Raw genomic sequence first — 17,672 nt, forward strand, 5'->3', positions numbered from 1 at the left:
GGCCTCAGGACTGGCGGCGTGGCCTCAGGGCCGGCGGCGTGGCCTCAGGGCCGGCGGCGTGGCCTCAGGGGCTCGCGGCGAGGAAGACGAAGGCGGCCAGGAGCACCAGGTGTACCCCGCCCTGGAGCAGGGTGGCCCGTCCCGGCACCACGGTCAGCACGCCGGTGACCACGGTCAGCGCGAGCAGCGTCACCTGGGTCCCGCCCAGGCCGAGCAGCAGCGGCCCCTCCAGCCAGATCGAGGCGATCGCGATCGCCGGGATGGTCAGCCCGATGCTGGCCATCGCCGAGCCGAGCGCGAGGTTCAGGCTGATCTGTACGCGGTCCCGGCGGGCCGCGCGGGCGGCGGCGAGCGTCTCCGGCAGCAGCACCAGCAACGCGATGATGACGCCGACGAACGCCGGGGGCAGGTTCACCGCGGCCACGCCGGCCTCGATCGCCGGCGAGACCGACTTGGCGTCGCCGACCACGGCCACCAGGGCGACCAGCAGCAGCCCCAGGCTCGCCATGGCCTGCCGGGTCGACGGCGGATCGGCGTGCGCCTCCTCCGGCAGCACCTCCCCCTCGCTGCCGACGGGCAGGAAGTAGTCCCGGTGCCGACCGGTCTGCACCATCACGAACAGCGCGTAGAGCGCGAGCGACACGACCGCCGCGAAGGTGAGCTGGGCGGGGCTGAACTGTGGGCCGGGACGACCGATGGTGAACGTCGGCACCACCAGGCACAGCGTGGCGAGGGTGGCCACGGTGGCCAGCGCACCACCGGTCCCCTCCGGGTTGAACACGGCCAGCCGACGGCGCAACGCGCCGATGAGCAGCGACAGGCCGAGGATGCCGTTGCAGGTGATCATCACGGCGGCGAAGACGGTGTCCCGGGCCAGCGACTCGGTCTTCTCCCCGCCACTGATCATCAGCGTCACGATCAGCGCCACCTCGATGACGGTGACCGCCACCGCCAGCACCAGCGACCCGTACGGCTCACCGACCTTGTGCGCGACCACCTCGGCGTGGTGCACGGCCGCCAGCACCGCGCCGGCCAGGAAGAGCGCCACCACGATGACCATCACGCCGGTGAGCCTGCGGTCCCAGGTCAGCCCCAGCACCAGCAGCGCGGCGACGGGCACCGAGACGGTCCAGGTGGTCATGGCGCGACGCAACGCGAGCATGATCTGGATCCTGCCAGCAATAATGATCATGAGCGGCGAAGCGGCGAAGACTCCCCCGACCGCGCCCGCTGCGATGTAAGGAGGGGACCCTTCCTATACCGGAGGCGTTAGCAGGGGGCCCTTCCTTTCACACAGGCCGCCGCGCCTGCACGCAGCCCTCACTCGACCCGCGCGTCGACGGGTCCGACCCGCAGCACCCCGTCGGTCAGCGGCGTGCAGCGCACACCGCCCTTGCCGCGCAGTCCGCGCCACGCGCCGGGCCCGATCGTCACGTCCATCCAGGCGCACGGGTGCGCCGGCCGGTTGACCCGCAGCCGCACCGGCCCCTGCCCCGAGTCCAGCACCAGCACCGAGCCGACCAGGCCGTCCACGTCGACATCACGGATCAGCACGTTGCGCCGGACCTGCGCCAGCCCCGCGCCGGGCGGCAACGACTCGACCGCGATGACCGTCACGCTCGCCCCACGGTGCGCCGGCTTGCCGAAGTACCGGTCGCCCACGATGCCCAGTTCCGCGCGGATCCGGATCTCGTCGACCAACTCGCCGTCGGGCGCGGGCGCCGGCCCGTCCGAGGGCCGCCCCACGTAGCGGTGCGTGGGCGAGGCCAGCAGCTCGACGATCTCCGGCATGGCACGACTGTACGGGCGAGCGACGTGACCGCTCCGGCCGCTCGTACTTTGGGCCGATCCGACGGGTCCGCCCCGTTCCTACGATGGAGTCGTGTCGGGTCTGTTGCGTTCGGTGTGGGAGGAGCCCGCCCCGCCCGACGCGCCGAGGCGCGTGTGGCGGGACTGGCTGCTGCTCGCGGTCCTCGTGCCGGTGGCGCTCGTCGAGGGGCTCGTCCGGCCCGAGCTGGCCTGGCGACCGCTGTCGGTGGCCGTGGCGGTGGCGCTGACGGCCACGGTGCTGTGGCGCCGGACCCGACCGCTACCGATGGTCGCGCTCGCCTTCGGCACCTGCGCGGTGATTCCCCTGCTGACCGACCGGCAGGCCCTTCAGCAGGACGTCCTGGTCTTCGTCCTGCTGCTGGTGTACGCGCTGTTCCGATGGGGTTCCGGGCGGGCCGCCGTGATCGGCGGCGTGATCGTTCTCGGCAAGCTGGGTCTGTGGGTTGCCGCCGGTCAGGCCGGTCCCGCGGACACAGTCGCCGCCTTCGTCGTGCTGTTCGCGGCCGCCACGCTGGGCAGCAGCGTGCGGTACCGGGCGCGGGCCCGGCAGCGCGAGCTGGACCAGGTCACGCTGCTCGAACGGGAACGACTCGCCCGCGACCTGCACGACACCGTCGCGCACCACGTGTCGGCGATGGCGATCCGGGCCCAGGCCGGGCTCGCCGTGGCGGCCACCCGTCCGCAGGCGGCGATCGAGGCGTTGCACCTCATCGAGGCCGAGGCGTCGCGGGCACTGGCCGAGATGCGCGGCCTCGTCCGGGTGCTGCGGACCGACGAACCGGCCGCGCTGTCGCCCGCGCCACGCATCGCCGACCTGGCCCGGTTCGCAGCGGAGGCACCGGACGGCCCGGCTGTGGAGGTGCAGATAGTCGGAGACGCCGACGGCATCACCCCGTCCGTGGACCGCACGGTCTACCGGCTCGTCCAGGAGTCGGTCACCAACGCCCGCCGGCACGCACGGCACGCGACCCGCATCCGGGTACGCGTCGAGGTGGACGACGCCTCGGTACGACTGCGTGTCAGCGACGACGGCGAGAGCCCCACCGGACCACTGTCCGGATCCGGGTACGGGCTCGCCGGGATGGTCGAACGCGCGGCGCTGCTCGGTGGCAGTTGTGCCGCCGGACCCGGTCCCGAGCAGGGGTGGATCGTCGACGCGGTCCTGCCCCGGGCCGGGGTACCCGCGTGACCCGGCCGGCGGCCGGAGGACCGGACCCGTCCGCCGCCGACGGCCACCGGCGGATCAGGGTGGTCGTCGCCGACGATCAGGAGATCATCCGGAGTGGACTCACGATGATCCTCGACGCCCAGCCGGGCATCGAGGTCGTCGGCACGGCCGCCGACGGTCACCACGCCGTCGAGATGGCCCGGCGGATGCGTCCCGACGTGTGCCTGTTCGACATCCGGATGCCCGGTGTGGACGGCATCGAGGCGACCCGCCGGCTCGCCGGGCCCCGAGTCGCAGATCCACTCGCCGTCGTCGTCATCACCACCTTCGACCTCGACGAGTACGTCTACGCCGCGCTGCGCGCCGGAGCCCGGGGCTTCCTGCTCAAGGACGCCGGCACGGCGCTGCTGGCCCAGGCGGTGCGCGCCGCGGCCGACGGTGACGCGCTCATCGCGCCCAGCGTCACCACCCGCCTGTTGCGCGCCTTCGCCGACGCCGGACCGGCCGCGCCACCCCGACAACCGGTGGACCGGCTCACCGAACGGGAGGAGCAGATCCTCACGGCGGTGGCCCGGGGACGGACCAACAGCGAGATCGCGGGCGAGTTCCACGTCAGTCTCAGCACGGTGAAGACGCACGTGGCGAGCCTGATGGCCAAGCTCGGCGCCCGGAACCGGGTCGAGATCGCCATCTGGGCGTACGAGACGCACCGGGTACGCGGCCGGTAGCGCTGCTCCTCCCGCCGACACACGACCGCCGTAAGGACGAGCCGGGGCTCCCTCCGAGGACCGACGGGGCCCGAGCCCATGCACCGATGAGTGCACACCGTCGCGCGCCGAGCATCGGGTCATGTCCACGAACCGCTTCCTCCGCAGACACGAGTGGGCGATACCCACCGGCCTGATCCTGCTCGCCCTCGTCCCGGTGGTCGCCGGGGTCGTCCGGACCGTCGAGCTGTCGAGCCATCCGACCGTGACGCCGGCCAACGCCCGCTTCGTCGCCGACCCCGCGCCGGTGCTGGTGCACATCGTCACGGCGAGCCTGTACTGCCTGCTGGGCGCCTTCCAGTTCATGCCCGGCTTCCGACGTCGGAGACCGGGATGGCACCGCGTCGCGGGTCGGCTGCTGGTGCCGGCCGGTCTCCTCGCCGCGCTCTCCGGCATGTGGATGGCCGCGTTCTATCCCCTCCTGCCCATCGACGGTGCGTTCCTCATCGGCCTGCGGCTCCTGTTCGGCGGGGCGATGGCCGGGTGCGTCGTCCTCGGTCTCCGCGCGATCCTGCGGCGCGACGTCAGCCGGCACCGGGCGTGGATGATCCGTGGGTACGCCATCGGTCAGGGGGCCGGCACCCAGTTCCTGACCCACCTGCCGTGGCTCGTGGCCGCCGAACCACCGGGCGAGCTGACCCGGGCGTTGCTGCACGCCGCCGGCTGGTTGATCAACCTGGCGGTGGCCGAACGGATCATCCGCGCCGGAGCGGCGGGACCGCTGTTACCCGCGCCGACCGTCTCGCGCCAGGGCCGGACGCGAACGGGCGAGACGCGCCGGGGCCGAGCGGAGACGGGCCGAACGTGAGCGGACCGGCCCGCCGGACGGGCGAGACGCGGACGGGCGAGACACGGACAGGCCAAACGCGGACAGGCCAAACGCCGACGGGCCGGACCTGGACGGGCCGGGCGCGAACGGTGGCGGGCGGAGACCGCTGCTGAGGTCGAGCCGCCGGGTCAGGCCATGGACTTCACGCCGTCGATCGCCTCCCGGATGATGTCGGCGTGCCCGGCGTGCTGCGACGTCTCGGCGATGACGTGCAGCAGCACCCGTCGGGCCGACCAGCGGGCACCCGGCTCGAACCAGGGCGCCTCGGGCAGCGGCTGGCTCGCATCCAGGTCGGGCAGGCTCCGGATCAGCTCGTCGGTGCGGGCCGCGACCTCGTCGTACGTGCTGAGCACCCCGGCCAGGGTCTCGCCCGGCAGCAGCCGGAACGACTGCGCGTGGCGCTCCTGGGCGGCGGGGTCGTCGTGGTCCGGTGTCTCGGCCGGACCGTCGACGATGAAGTCGGCCCAACCTCGTTCGACCTCCGCGACGTGCTTGATCAGACCGCCGACGCAGAGCGCGCTGACCGTGCTGCACGTCGTCGCCTGTTCGTCGGTCAACTCCCGCGCGGCGCTGCGCAGGAAGAAGCGTTGCTGACGCAGCGCCTGCAGCAGATCCGCGCGCTCGGGTGACAGGCTGCTCTCGGTCATGGCTGGTCCCTTCGTCGGCGTCCACCCGACGCTATCGGTGACCACCGACAACTCCCGGGACGTCGCACGGGCGGGACCACGACCCGGCTACCGGCTGCCGGTCAACACCTCGCGCATCCGGTTGATCTCGACGCCCTGTTCGACGACGACGCCGCTGGCGAAATCGTTGATGATGATGTCGGTGCCGAGTGTGAGGACCTCGTTCGCCATCGCGATGGCGCCCTGGTGATGGTCGGTCATCATCGCCACGAACATCCGGTCGAAGTCGGCGCCCCGGGCCGCGGTCAGGCGGTTCAGCGCATCCGCCGTCTGCATGCCGGCCATCTCGTGCCGGTGCCCGTCGCCCGAGTTGCGGTCCAGGCCACGGTCGGTCAACCAGCTCTCCAGGGTCTTGATCTCCGGGTCCTGAGCGGCCAGGATCCGGTCCGCGATGATCTTCAAGTTCGGGTTCTCGGCCCGGTCACCGACCAGTTTGGCCATCACCAGGGCCTGCTCGTGGTGCGGGATCATCATCGTGACGAAGCGGGTGTCGGCGTTGTTGTGCGGCGGCCGGGCCATCGGTGACATCTCGTTCGCCGCCAGGGTCTTCGCCGGTTCACCGGGTCCGCCCGGCATCAGCACCGGAGCGGTGGCGTCCGGGATGCCGGGCAGGTCGAGCGGCGCGGGCTCGTTCGTCTGCGCCGTCGGCTCGGGCCCACTGTCCGGCCACGACACCGCCACCGCGATCCCGACGGCCAGCACCGCGAGTACGGCCAACTCGATCAGCACAAGCTTCCGGGACTGTCGCAGCAGCCCACGAATCCGCACACCTAGCACAACTCGACTCCCGCCGTTCACCGTTGGCCGGGATGGTAGCGCGGGCCTGAGCTGCGACGGGAGGCCCACGATCGACAGAACGATCGTTTAGCCCCACCTGCGCCAGTTTGCGTCGAGACATCGGCGGTCGTGTTGCTAAACCGTGACCACATGGCCGACGATCGAGCACCACCACAGGGTTAACCTCCGCTAACCCTGCTCATCCTTGACGAAGGGTGTTCCTACATGTTCAAACCGACCCCACGAGGGAACCGGAGGCTGGCGATCAGCCTGGCCGCCACAGGTGCCCTTCTCGTCGCGGGTGTCGCGGTGGCGCCGTCGAGCAGCGCCGCCGAGACCGCCGCGAACACCATCCCGGCCGTCGACGAGATCGTCAGCAGCCCCAACCTCACCCAGATCGCCAACGTCCCGAAGTTCGGCGGGTTCGCCAGCGAGGCCGCGTACAACTCGGACCTGGCGTTCCAGGACAACCACGTCATCGCCGGCAACTACAACGGGTTCAGCATCTTCGACGTCAGCAACCCGGCTTCACCGCAGGTGGTCAGCCAGGTCGTCTGCGTCGGAGCGCAGGGTGACCCGTCGGTCTACGGGAACCTGCTGTTCCTCGCGGTCGACTCGCCCCGCAGCGACGACTCGTGCAGCAGCAGCGCCGGTTCGGTGGCCCAGGAGAGCTCCTGGGAAGGCGTCCGGATCTTCGACATCAGCGACAAGGCGAACCCGCGCTACATCAAGTCGGTCCGCACCGACTGCGGTTCGCACACCCTGACGCTGGTGCCGAGCAAGGACGACACGAGCGTCTACGTGTACGTCCAGTCGTACAGCCCGTCGAACAACGCGTTCTACTGCAAGCCGCCGCACGACAAGATCTCCATCATCGACGTACCGCTGGCGAACCCCACCAGCGCCTCCGTGGTCGCCACCCCGGTCCTCTTCCCGGACGGCGGCAACACCAACACCAGCGGCTGCCACGACATCACCGCCTACCCGGACCTGGACCTGGCCGCCGGCGCCTGCATGGGTGACGGCGTCCTCATGGACATCTCCGACCCGGTGAACCCGGTGGTCCTGAGCCAGGTGCGCGACACCAACTTCGCGTTCTGGCACTCGGCCACGTTCAACAACGCCGGCACCAAGGTCGTCTTCACCGACGAACTCGGCGGCGGCAGCGGCGCCATCTGCACCCCGGCCTACCGGACCAACCAGGGTGCGAACGCGCTGTACGACATCGTCGGCTCCGGCGCCGACCGTCGACTGGTCTTCAAGAGCTACTTCAAGATCCCGAGGGAGAACAGCGCCCTCGAGAACTGCGTGGCGCACAACGGCTCGCTGATCCCGGCGATGGGCCGCGACATCATGGTCCAGGCGTGGTACCAGGGCGGCATCTCGGTCATCGACTTCACCGACTCGGCCAACCCGGTCGAGATCGCCTTCTGGGAGCGGGGCCCGCTGTCCGACACCCGCCGGATCCTCGGCGGATCCTGGTCGACGTATTACCACAACGGTTACATCTACTCCAACGACATCCAGAAGGGACTCGACGTCCTCAAGCTGGACGACCCGCTGACGAACAACGCCCGCGCGGTCGTGGCCTTCGACGAGCTGAACGTGCAGACCCAGCCCAGCTACCCGGAGTGCACCACCGTCCTGCGCGGTCGGCACAACGGCAGCATGACCATCTCCTCCGGCATCACCTGCATGGACGGGGTCACCCAGAACGGCGCCATCAAGGTCAACCCGGGTGCCGGTCTGATCGTGTTCAACTCGAACCTGAACGGCGCGATCCACGCGCACAACGCCTCGGTGGTCTCGATCGTGGAGAGCCGGGTCAACGGTTCGGTGAACGCCGTCGGCGCGACCATCCGTGACACCAAGGTCAACGGGTCGGTGCGGACGAGCTGATCCGCACACCCCGTAGACAGCACCACCTCCGGCCCGGCGGTCCCCGCCGGGCCGGAGCCCGTCCCACCCCGGAGACGTCGGGTGACCTGCCGGGACGTGGCTGTCGGAGCGGCCTGTTACGGTCTCGCCGCTATCGCGGTCAGGTCGGAGGTCTCAGAGTGTTCAGAACGCACGCGTCGTCGTTCGCCGGTCTTCCGGTGCTCCCGTTCACGCCGGGGATGGAGGTGCCGGCCGATCCGTCGGCGGTGGCCTGGCGGCTCGAGGTGGGGGATCTCGACGACGAGCCGGAGCCCGAGGAGTTCGTCGCGCTGGTCGAGACGATGCTCAAGGAGGTTCCGGCCGATTCGGTCCGCGCCGTCGTCATCGGCGAGTGGGGCATGGCGTACGAACGGCCGCTTCCGGTCGACCTCCTGGTGAACGCGGCGTCGCAGTGGACCGGGCTCCGGGCGATCTTCCTCGCCGACCTGGTCTCCGAGCAGTGCGAGCTCTCCTGGCTGACCCACGACGACATCACCGCACTGCTCACGGCCTACCCGCAGCTGGAGACGCTGTGGGTGCGCGGCGGCGAGGGCCTGCGGCTCGACGCCATCCGGCACGTCGGCCTGCGGGAGCTGCGGTTCGAGTCCGGTGGCCTGCCCGGCACGGTGGTGCGGGCGGTCGGTGAGTGCGACCTGCCGAATCTGGAGCTGCTGGAGATGTGGCTGGGTCGATCGGACTACGGCGGGGACGCGACCGTCGACGACCTCACCCCGCTGCTCGCCGGCGCCGGACTGCCGGCACTGCGACGGCTCGGCCTGCGCAACGCCGACATCGCCGACGTGGTCGCCGGGGCGGTCGCCACCGCACCGGTGGTGCCCCGGCTCTCGGTGCTCGACCTGTCGATGGGCAACCTCACCGACGACGGGCTCGCGGCGCTCCTGGCCGGGCAGTCGCTGACCCACCTGGCCGAGCTCGACCTGCACCACCACTATCTGTCCGAGCAGGCACAGCAACGTGCCGTGGCGGCCCTGCCCGGCGTGCGCGTGGACGTGTCCGAGGGGCGGACCCCGGACGTGTACAGCGGCCGGACCTACCGCTTCACCGCGGTCGGGGAGTGATCGGGCATGACGTTCTCTTCGCACCTCGCTGAGTTCGCCGACCGTCCGGTGGTCGAGTTTCCGCTGGAGGGGCCGCTGCCGACCGTGACCGGCCCGGTCTCGTGGCGCGTCACCCGTCCGGAGTTCGACGACGACCAGGAAGACGCGCTCTCCGAGGAGTTCGCCGCCACCTTCGAGCGGTTCGTCGCGCAGCTCGGCGAGACGGTGGAGTCGCTGGTCATCGGCGCCTGGGGGTACGCGGCCTTCAACCCCGCGCCGATCGCACAGATCTGCGCGGCAGCCGATCGACTGCCCGCCCTGCGGGCCCTGTTCCTCGGGGACATGACCTTCGAGGAGTGCGAGGTCTCCTGGATGAAGGTCGGTGACGTCAGTCCGCTGCTGACCGCGTACCCGGAGTTGGAGGTGCTCTGGGTACGCGGGGGCGAGGAGTTCGACTTCTCCCCCGTCCAGCACGCCAACCTGCGCGAGTTGGTGGTGCAGAGCGGCGGGCTGTCCCGCGAGTTCGTCGGCGCGGTGCTCGACTCCGACCTGCCCGAGCTGGCCGACCTCGAACTGTGGCTCGGCACCGACGACTACGGCGGCACCACCGAGATGGGGGACCTCGCCCCGCTTCTGGCCGACGAGCTCTTTCCGGCGCTGCGCCGGCTGGGTCTGTGCAACGCGATGATCACCGACGACGTCGCGAAGGCCCTGGCGACCGCGCCCGTGGTGCGCCGCCTGGAGGTGCTGGACCTGTCCCACGGCACGCTGAGCGACGAGGGGGCGGAGGCGCTGCTCGCCGGTCAGCCCCTGACCCACCTGACGGTGCTGGACCTGCACCACCACTACCTCTCCGAGGAGGTCGCCGGTTCCGTGGTCGCCGCTCTGCCGGACGTCCGGGTAAACGTCTCCGACCCGCAGGAGGCGGAGGAGGACGACGGCGAGAGCTACCGCTACGTCGCGGTGTCGGAGTGACATGCGGTTGACCGTGGTCGGTAATCCCGGCAACCGTCGGGTGTCGATGTTCAGCGACGCGGTGCTGGCCGCCGGCCTGCCCCGCCCCGAGGTGCTGCCCTGGTTCGACGTGCTGACCGGGGCGGCACCGCCACCGGCCGGCACGCTCGTGCGGGTGGACTCGCCCGGGGAGGACGCCCGGGTCGACCGGTTGCTGCGCCGGTCGGCCACCGTCGCCCGGCACGGCGAACTGGTCGGCCTCGCCGACGCGTACGCCGGTCTGGTGGACGGCATGGCCCGGGTGGCCGCCGGTGGCGCGACCCTGCTCAACCCGCCGGCGGACGTCGCGGTGCTCTGTGACAAGCGGCGCTGCCACGCGCGCCTGGCGGCGGCCGGTGTGCCGGTGCCGGACGCGCTGCCACAGGTCGGCGGCTACGCCGAGCTGCGGTCGGCGATGGCGCAGGCCGGTTGGGGTCGGGTGTTCGTCAAGCCGACGCACGGCTCCTCGGCCGCCGGGGTCATCGCGTTGGCGGTCGGCACCGGTCGGGTGCAGGCGGTGACCACGATCGAGCACACGCCCGAGGCGCTGTTCAACTCGTTGCGGCTGCGCCGCTACACCGACGAGGCGGAGGTCGCCGCCATCGTCGACCGGCTCGCGCCGGAGGGTCTGCACGTGGAGCGGTGGCTGCCCAAGACCGGGATCGGTGACCGGGTGGTCGACCTGCGGGTGCTGGTGATCGCCGGTCGACCACACCAGGTGGTGGTGCGGTCGGCGCGGGGGCCGCTGACCAACCTGCATCTCGGCAACGCACGCGGTGATCTCGACGAGGTGCGGCGGGCGGCCGGGGCCCGGCAGTGGTCGGCGGCGATGGAGACGTGCGAGCGGGTCGCCGCCTGCTTCCCCGACTCGCTGCACGTCGGCGTGGACCTGATGTTCCTGCTGGGATGGCGGCGGCACGCGGTGGCCGAGGTCAACGCCTTCGGTGACCTGCTGCCCGGGGTGCTGGTCGACGGACGGGACAGCTACGCCGCCCAGGTGCACGCCCTGACCGAGGGCGGATGGCGTCCCGGGCAGGCACGCACGGTCCCGCCGGAGGTGGTCGGGTGCGGAGCCTGATCGGGAGCCACGACCTGCTGCTGGTCACCCTCGACACGCTGCGCTACGACGTGGCGTCCGAGCTGGCGGCGGCGGGCCGGACACCGCACCTGACGCGGGCGCTGCCGGGCGGCAGGTGGGAACGCCGGCACTCCCCGGCGAGCTTCACCTACGCCGCGCACCACGCCTTCTTCGCCGGGTTCCTGCCCACGCCGGTGCCCCCGGGTCGACACGAACGGCTGTACGCGGCGGCCTTCCCGGGCAGCGAGACCTCCGGTGCCGACACGTGGGTGTTCGACGCCCCGGACCTGCCGACCGCGCTCGCCGACGTCGGCTACCACACACTCTGCCTGGGCGGCGTCGGCTTCTTCAACCTGCGGAGCCCGCTCGGGGCGGTCCTGCCGGGGTTGTTCCGCGAGGCGCACTGGGAGCCGGAGTTCGGCGTCACGTCGCCCACCTGCGTGGACGCCCAACTCGACCGGCTGGCGGCGGTGGTGGCCGACGTGCCGCCGACCCGGCCGCTGTTCACCTTCCTCAACGTGGCCGCCCTGCACCAGCCGAACCGGCACCACCTGCCCGGCGCGCAGGACGACGACCTGTCCAGCCACGCCGCCGCCCTGGAGTACGTGGACGGCCGGATGGAGCGGCTGTTCTGCCTGGTCAGCGGCCGAGGGCGGCCGGTTTTCACGATCATCTGCTCCGACCACGGCACCGCGTACGGCGAGGACGGGCACACCGGCCACCGGTTCGGCCACGACGTGGTGTGGACCGTCCCGTACGCGCACTTCACCCTGCACCCTGGAGAATGGTGACCAGCACCGACGTGGGCCTGGACGGTTCGCCGTACCAGCAGTACCTCTACGCCTACCCGCACAAGACCTCGTACCGTGCGTTGCGCCCCCGTCCGTCGTTGACCGACGTGTGGCGGGAACAGGCACGCGACGCCCTCTTCCTCTATCTGCACGTGCCGTTCTGCGAGATGCGCTGCGGGTTCTGCAACCTGTTCACCCGGGCCAACGCGCCCGCCGAGCAGGTCACCGCCTACCTGCGGCAGCTTCGTCGGCAGGCCGAGCAGATCGCCGAGGCGCTCGGCGGCTCGACCGGGTACGCCCGTGCGGCCTTCGGCGGCGGGACCCCCACCTATCTGACCGCCGACGAGCTGACCGAGCTGTTCGGCATCGCCACCACGATCCTCGGGGCGCGGCTGCCCGGCGTACCGCTGTCGGTGGAGACCTCGCCGGCCACCGCGACGCCGGACCGGCTCGCGGTGCTGGCCGCGTTCGGCACCACCCGGGTCAGCATCGGGGTGCAGAGCTTCCTCGACGTCGAGGCCCGTGCCGCCGGTCGACCGCAGCGGCGCGAGGAGGTGGAGGCGGCGCTGGCGGCGATCCGCGACGCCCGCGTCCCGGTGCTCAACATCGACCTGATCTACGGCATCGACGGGCAGACGGCCGACACCTGGCGGGAGAGCCTCGACGCGGCGCTGGCCTGGCGTCCCGAGGAGTTGTACCTCTACCCGCTCTACGTCCGGCCGCTCACCGGGCTGGGCCGACGCACGCACGCCCGCGCGGACTGGGACGCGCAGCGCCTCGCGCTCTACCGGCAGGCCGTGGAGACGCTCGGCGCGGCCGGCTACCGGCAGGAGTCGATGCGCCAGTTCCGTCGGGCCGACGTGCCGGCTCCGGACGGCCCCGACTACTGCTGCCAGGACGACGGGATGGTCGGCCTGGGCTGCGGTGCCCGCTCGTACACCACCGCGTTGCACTACTCCTTCGACTACGCGGTCAGCGTCTCGCAGGTGCGTGCGGTGCTCGACGACTACCTGGCCCGACCGGCCGACGACTTCCGGTACGCCGAGTTCGGGTACCACCTCGACGGCACCGAGCAGCGCCGTCGGTGGCTGCTGAAGTCGCTGCTACGGGTAGACGGGGTCGACCCGGACGCCTACCTGGCCCGGTTCGGTCGCCTGCCGGGCGAGGACTTCCCGCAGCTCGACCGGCTGGTCGAGCGGGGCTGGGCCACCGACGGCGGGCTCCGGCTCACCCCCTCGGGCCTGGCCCGGTCGGACGCCGTCGGCCCCTGGTTGACCTCCGCCGAGGTGCAGCACGCGATGGCCGGGTACGTGCCGCGATGAACCTGGCGATCCTCTACCGTGGCCCGCTGGCGAGCTGCAACTACGACTGTCCGTACTGCCCCTTCGCCAAGCGTCGGGACCCGCCGGAGCTGCTCCGCGCCGACCGGGAGGCGTTGGCGCGGTTCACCGACTGGGTGACCGCGACCACCGACGTACGGCTGTCGGTGCTGTTCACGCCCTGGGGGGAGGGGCTGACCCGACGCTGGTACCGGGACGCGATGGTGTCGCTGTCCCATCTGCCGCACGTGGAGCGGGTGGTCATCCAGACCAACCTGGCGGCCCGGGTGGACTGGCTCGCCGACGCCGATCCGCGCGCCGCCGCGCTCTGGACCACGTACCACCCCGGGCAGGTCACCCGGGAGCGGTTCCTGCGGCGGTGTGCCCGCCTGGCCGAGCTGGGTGTCCGGTACTCGGTCGGGGTGGTCGGCCTACCCGAGCACCTGGCCGAGGCGCGGGCGCTGCGGGCCCTGCTGCCCGACGAGGTCTACCTCTGGGTCAACGCCGCCGAGGGGCGGCGCTACGACGCCGCCGAGGAGGCGACGTGGACGGAGGTGGACCCGCACTTCGGCTACAGCGTGCGCCCGCACGTGTCCCTGGACCGGCCCTGCCACGCCGGGGAGACCGCCGTCTCCGTGCTCGGCGACGGCACGGTACGCCGCTGCCACTTCATCGACACGCCGATCGGCAACCTGTACGACGGGTCGTGGCGGGCCGCGCTAACGCCCCGGCCGTGCAGCAACGCGATCTGCGACTGCCACATCGGCTACGTCCACCTCAAGCCGTTGGGGTTGCGGGACGTCTTCGCGGGCGGGGTGCTGGAACGCATTCCGGCAGGATGGCCGGGACGGCGGGTCGGGGCGCTCTGACCAGGAGCGGCCCGGGTCTGCGGTGGACCTGCGGTCAGGGCCGGGACGCCATGCGGCGGGCCAGTTCGGCCGCCCGGTACGCCGCGACCCGACGTGCCTGCCCCGCCACGAAACGCCGCAGCGGCAGTGGGGCGTCGGCGGTGACCGACTCCCGGATCCGCGTACCGCCGGCCTCGGGCGTCAGGTCGACCACCGCGCGCAGGCGGACCCACCCCGGGCTCCGCACGTCGCTGATGATCTGGCGTCCGGGACGGGTTGCCACCATCCGCACCCGGATGGGGTTGTCCCAGCGCAGCGGACCGACCATCCGGAACCGTTCGACGGCGACGTAGTCGGTGACCGGGCGGCCGTCGGCGTCCTGGCCGGTGCGCACGTCGGTGACCGCCACGATCAGCGGCGACAGGCCGACATAGCTGTGCGGGTCGGTCAGGTGGCGGTAGACCTCGTCCGGCGACGCCGCGACGACGCCGACCGTCTCGAACGCAATCGACGCTGTCCGATCACCGGGCACGCCTCATCCTGCCACCTCCTCACCGGCTGCCGTGGCGCAGGATCCGGTCGGGAAGCACGGACCGGTCGAGGTGCGGACGACTGGCATACTCGACCCGGCCAGGGTGGGGACCGGACAGTGTGGTGGTCAGGTGCAGTTCCGCATGTTGGGACCGCTGGAGGCCGTCCGGGACGGGCACACCGTGCCGCTCGGAGGGCCGAAGCAGCGGGCGCTGCTCGCGCTCTTCCTGCTGCGCCCGAACCGGTTCGTCGCCGCCGACTGGCTGGTCGACGCGCTCTGGGACGGCCGACCGCCGGCCAGCGGCGAGATGACGCTCCGGACCTATGTGGCCGGACTACGCCGTGCGGTCGAGCCCCAGCGCAGCCACCGCGAGCCGGCCCGCATCCTGCGCAGCCACCCCAGAGGGTACGAGCTGCGCGTCGAGCCGGAGGAGATCGACGCTGTCCGGTTCCACCGTCTGGCGGCGTACGCGGGGCAGGCACTCGCGGCGGGCGACGCCGTCTCGGCCGAACGGGGCTACACCGAGGCACTGGCACTCTGGCGGGGTGAGCCCTTGACCGGTGCGGCCGAGCTGACGGCGGTGCGTCCCGAGGCCGCCCGCCTGACCGAGGCACGCCTCGGTGCCGAGGAGGGACGGTTCACCGCCGCGGTGGCGGCGGGACGCCACGGCGCCGTACTCGCGGAGTTGCGACACTTCGTGGCCGCGAACCCGGTCCGCGAGACCGCCCGCGCCCAGTTGATGCTCGCGCTCTACCGGTCCGGACGGCAGACCGAGGCGCTGGCCGCCTTCGACGAGGGCCGCCGGGTGCTGGCCGGCGAGTACGGGATCGACCCCGGCGCGGAGCTACGCGGGCTGCACGGCCGGATCCTGACCCAGTCCGTGCCGCCGCCGACGGCCACGCCGGTCACCAATGTCGCGCAGGACCGCCCAGTGACCGTGGGGACCGACCCGACCATGTCCGCTCCGGCCGACCGGCCCGGACCGGCTCACCCGGTGACCGGCGGGGGCGGCCCGGCTCCGGCGACGCTGACGGACTCCCTGGTCGGCCGGGACGTCGAGCTGACCGGGCTGCTGGCAGCGCTGACGGACGCGACCGGCGGTGGTGGCCGGGTCGCCGTCGTGGTGGGTGAGCCGGGAATCGGCAAGACCACGCTCGCCGCCGCGCTCGACGCGCACGCCGGGGCGCGGGGCGTACCGGTGGTGTGGGGTCGCTGCCCCGACGTCGGGCAGACACCGCCGTTCTGGCTGTGGAACCAGGTGGTGCGGACACTCGCCGCGATGCCGCAGGCGGGCACGACCGGGTCGGCGCGCCGACTGGACGGCTTCGCGGCCGGACCGGCGCAGGGGTCGACCGGCGACGCGGCACCCGACCCGACGGCGCGGTTTCGCGCGTACGAGGCGGTGGCGGACCTGGTCCGGACGGTCGCCGCAGCGGCCGGACTGCTGGTGGTGCTGGACGACCTGCACGCCGCCGACCCGGACTCGCTGCTGTTGTTGCGGTTCCTCGCCACGACCGTGGCCGACGCCCGGGTCCTCGTGCTGGCGACGATGCGCCCCTACGAGCACCACCCGGCGCTGGTGGCGACGGTGGCCGACCTGGCTCGTGGCGCGGACTTCCGTCACCTGCGGCTGGCCGGGCTGACCGACACCGACGTGGCCACCCTGGTCCGCCGACGCACCGGCACGCCCCCACACCGGCAGGTGGCGGCGCGCCTGGCCACCCGGACCGGAGGCAACCCGTTCTTCATCACCGAGCTGCTGCGCGCCGGCACCGACCCGACCGACGCGGACCTGCCGCCGAGTGTCCGGGACACCGTCCGGCTACGTCTCGGTGACCTGCCCGACGCGGCCCGCGACTGCCTGGAGCTGCTCGGCGTGGCCGGGCACGACCTGGACACGCAGACGATGGCGACGGTTCTGGAGGTGTCGGCGACGCGGATCGCCGAGGGGTTGACGGCGGCGTACGCGGCGGCGCTGGTCGCCGAGGCGGGGCCGGGCGCGGTGCGGTTCCGGCATCCGCTCTTCGCCGAGGTGGCGTACGCGCAGGTGCCGCCGCCACGACGTGCCGCCCTGCACGCCCGGCTGGCCCTGGCGTACCAGCGGGTCGGCGGTGTGGCCCCGGCCGAGCTGGCCCACCACTTCGGGCAGGCGATCGGACTCGGGCACGGCGAGGACCATCTGCGCTGGTCGCTGGCGGCGGCTGACGACGCGACGCGGCGGTTCGCGTACGAGGACGCGCTGGGGCACCTGGACCGGGCGGCCCGGCGCCTGTCGCCGCTCGCGGGCACCTCGCCGTCGGCGGCGGCCACCGAACTCGCCGTCCAGTTGCACCGGGCCGCCCTGTTGCAGATGACGGTCGGCGTCGGTGCCGACGCCGTCGACGAGGTCTGTGCCCGCGCCCGGGAGTTGCTGGCTCTGGTCGATCCGGAGACCGACGTGCGCCCGGCGTTGTGGGCGCTGGGCGAGCTGGCCGCCAACCAGGCCGACTACCCCGGCTGCGTCGAGCTGGCCGAGCGGCTGGTCCGGGCCGACGACGGCACCGGGCTGATCGCCGCTGCCGGCGAGTACCTGCGCGGGGTGGTCGGCTACTTCACCGGCGCGCTGGTCGAGGCCGACCGGCGACTCACCGCCGCCGTCGATCGGCTGTGCTCGGTCGACCCGGATCTGCTGGGCCGCCAGGTCGGCCGGCTGCCGGTGTTGGCCGCGTACAACTTCCGGGCTCTGGTCCGCTCGTTGCGCGGGGCGGCCGAGGACGCCCGGCGGGACATCGCCGAGGCGGAGCGGTTGGCCGAGCGGCTCGCCGACCCGTACGGGCGGGCGAACGCGGCACTCTTCGCGGCCTGGATGGGCATGCAGGAACGCGACGTGGCGACGGTCCGCGCGGCGGCGCACCGGTGCCGCGAGATCGGTGCCGCCAACGGGATGCCGCACTTCGTGACCACAGGCGGCTTCTTCCTGGAGTGGGCGGCGGCGCGGGGCGGCGAACACGACCGGCTGCTGGACGACCTGCACGCCGCCGACCCGGACTCGCTGCTGTTGTTGCGGTTCCTCGCCACGACCGTGGCCGACGCCCGGGTC

At 72.4% G+C, this 17,672-nt stretch carries 15 protein-coding genes and 1 pseudogene; 11 read left to right on the plus strand and 5 right to left on the minus strand.

Annotation, left to right across the window (positions count from 1 at the left end; all coding sequences use genetic code 11):
• Positions 1-64: 64 nt before the first annotated feature.
• Positions 65-1,162: a calcium:proton antiporter gene (locus EYA84_RS10740; RefSeq protein ID WP_131052884.1), complete on the minus strand. Its 1,098-nt coding sequence runs from the start codon at positions 1,160-1,162 to the stop codon at positions 65-67.
• 158 nt (positions 1,163-1,320) lie between these two features.
• Positions 1,321-1,791, minus strand: a complete 471-nt coding sequence (locus EYA84_RS10745; protein WP_131052885.1) for a molybdenum cofactor biosysynthesis protein — start codon at positions 1,789-1,791, stop codon at positions 1,321-1,323.
• Between the two features lie 91 nt (positions 1,792-1,882).
• Here EYA84_RS10745 and EYA84_RS10750 point away from each other — a divergent pair, with 91 nt between their 5' ends.
• From EYA84_RS10750 to EYA84_RS10760, 3 genes are all read left to right on the plus strand, one after another.
• The gene (locus tag EYA84_RS10750; RefSeq protein ID WP_131052886.1) at positions 1,883-3,019 is read left to right on the plus strand and encodes a sensor histidine kinase; all 1,137 of its coding nucleotides are present in this window, start codon (positions 1,883-1,885) and stop codon (positions 3,017-3,019) included.
• Between the two features lie 104 nt (positions 3,020-3,123).
• Positions 3,124-3,726, plus strand: coding sequence for a response regulator transcription factor (locus EYA84_RS10755; protein WP_201272358.1), 603 nt, complete (start codon positions 3,124-3,126; stop codon positions 3,724-3,726).
• Positions 3,727-3,847: 121 nt separating this feature from the next.
• Entirely contained in the window at positions 3,848-4,573 is a 726-nt protein-coding gene (locus EYA84_RS10760) for a DUF2306 domain-containing protein (protein ID WP_131052887.1), read from the plus strand.
• 149 nt (positions 4,574-4,722) lie between these two features.
• Here the strand turns inward: EYA84_RS10760 and EYA84_RS10765 are convergent, their stop codons facing one another.
• Together EYA84_RS10765 and EYA84_RS10770 are read right to left on the minus strand one after the other, a co-directional pair.
• Entirely contained in the window at positions 4,723-5,241 is a 519-nt protein-coding gene (locus tag EYA84_RS10765) for a DinB family protein (RefSeq protein WP_131052888.1), read from the minus strand.
• Positions 5,242-5,328: 87 nt separating this feature from the next.
• Positions 5,329-6,048: a DUF305 domain-containing protein gene (locus EYA84_RS10770; protein WP_131052889.1), complete on the minus strand. Its 720-nt coding sequence runs from the start codon at positions 6,046-6,048 to the stop codon at positions 5,329-5,331.
• Between the two features lie 234 nt (positions 6,049-6,282).
• On the opposite strand from EYA84_RS10770, the pseudogene EYA84_RS10775 reads away from it, so the two are divergent.
• The 7 genes and pseudogenes from EYA84_RS10775 to EYA84_RS10805 all read left to right on the plus strand — a co-directional run.
• A pseudogene (locus EYA84_RS10775) lies at positions 6,283-7,674 on the plus strand (LVIVD repeat-containing protein); the annotation flags it as partial.
• A gap of 440 nt (positions 7,675-8,114) precedes the next feature.
• Entirely contained in the window at positions 8,115-9,053 is a 939-nt protein-coding gene (locus EYA84_RS10780) for an STM4015 family protein (protein ID WP_131052891.1), read from the plus strand.
• 6 nt (positions 9,054-9,059) lie between these two features.
• Positions 9,060-10,007: an STM4015 family protein gene (locus EYA84_RS10785; protein WP_131052892.1), complete on the plus strand. Its 948-nt coding sequence runs from the start codon at positions 9,060-9,062 to the stop codon at positions 10,005-10,007.
• Position 10,008: 1 nt separating this feature from the next.
• Complete coding sequence (locus EYA84_RS10790; protein ID WP_131052893.1) at positions 10,009-11,103, plus strand: STM4014 family protein; 1,095 nt, start codon at positions 10,009-10,011, stop codon at positions 11,101-11,103.
• Complete coding sequence (locus EYA84_RS10795) at positions 11,091-11,894, plus strand: STM4013/SEN3800 family hydrolase (RefSeq protein ID WP_201272356.1); 804 nt, start codon at positions 11,091-11,093, stop codon at positions 11,892-11,894. The genes EYA84_RS10790 and EYA84_RS10795 overlap by 13 nt, the downstream gene beginning before the upstream one ends.
• A complete protein-coding gene (locus EYA84_RS10800; protein ID WP_201272357.1) occupies positions 11,891-13,216 on the plus strand; it encodes an STM4012 family radical SAM protein in 1,326 nt (441 codons plus the stop codon). The genes EYA84_RS10795 and EYA84_RS10800 overlap by 4 nt, the downstream gene beginning before the upstream one ends.
• The gene (locus tag EYA84_RS10805; RefSeq protein ID WP_131052896.1) at positions 13,213-14,082 is read left to right on the plus strand and encodes an STM4011 family radical SAM protein; all 870 of its coding nucleotides are present in this window, start codon (positions 13,213-13,215) and stop codon (positions 14,080-14,082) included. The genes EYA84_RS10800 and EYA84_RS10805 overlap by 4 nt, the downstream gene beginning before the upstream one ends.
• A gap of 34 nt (positions 14,083-14,116) precedes the next feature.
• Here EYA84_RS10805 and EYA84_RS10810 read toward each other — a convergent pair whose 3' ends face one another.
• Positions 14,117-14,593: an SRPBCC family protein gene (locus EYA84_RS10810; RefSeq protein ID WP_131052897.1), complete on the minus strand. Its 477-nt coding sequence runs from the start codon at positions 14,591-14,593 to the stop codon at positions 14,117-14,119.
• A gap of 142 nt (positions 14,594-14,735) precedes the next feature.
• Here EYA84_RS10810 and EYA84_RS10815 point away from each other — a divergent pair.
• Positions 14,736-17,672, plus strand: a 2,937-nt coding sequence (locus tag EYA84_RS10815; protein ID WP_236145701.1) for a BTAD domain-containing putative transcriptional regulator, incomplete at its 3' end; no start/stop codon positions are given.

Origin of the sequence: Verrucosispora sp. SN26_14.1 (genome assembly GCF_004307965.1) — a bacterium.
Taxonomy (GTDB): domain Bacteria; phylum Actinomycetota; class Actinomycetes; order Mycobacteriales; family Micromonosporaceae; genus Micromonospora.

Bases quoted from the DNA above. Each gene is read 5' to 3' on its own strand.
- EYA84_RS10740 (WP_131052884.1), bottom strand. From the start codon at position 1,162: ATGCTCGCGTTGCGTCGCGCCATGACCACCTGGACCGTCTCGGTGCCC.
- EYA84_RS10745 (WP_131052885.1), bottom strand. From the start codon at position 1,791: ATGCCGGAGATCGTCGAGCTGCTGGCCTCGCCCACGCACCGCTACGTG.
- EYA84_RS10755 (WP_201272358.1), top strand. From the start codon at position 3,124: ATGATCCTCGACGCCCAGCCGGGCATCGAGGTCGTCGGCACGGCCGCC.
- EYA84_RS10760 (WP_131052887.1), top strand. From the start codon at position 3,848: ATGTCCACGAACCGCTTCCTCCGCAGACACGAGTGGGCGATACCCACC.
- EYA84_RS10765 (WP_131052888.1), bottom strand. From the start codon at position 5,241: ATGACCGAGAGCAGCCTGTCACCCGAGCGCGCGGATCTGCTGCAGGCG.
- EYA84_RS10785 (WP_131052892.1), top strand. From the start codon at position 9,060: ATGACGTTCTCTTCGCACCTCGCTGAGTTCGCCGACCGTCCGGTGGTC.
- EYA84_RS10790 (WP_131052893.1), top strand. From the start codon at position 10,009: ATGCGGTTGACCGTGGTCGGTAATCCCGGCAACCGTCGGGTGTCGATG.
- EYA84_RS10805 (WP_131052896.1), top strand. From the start codon at position 13,213: ATGAACCTGGCGATCCTCTACCGTGGCCCGCTGGCGAGCTGCAACTAC.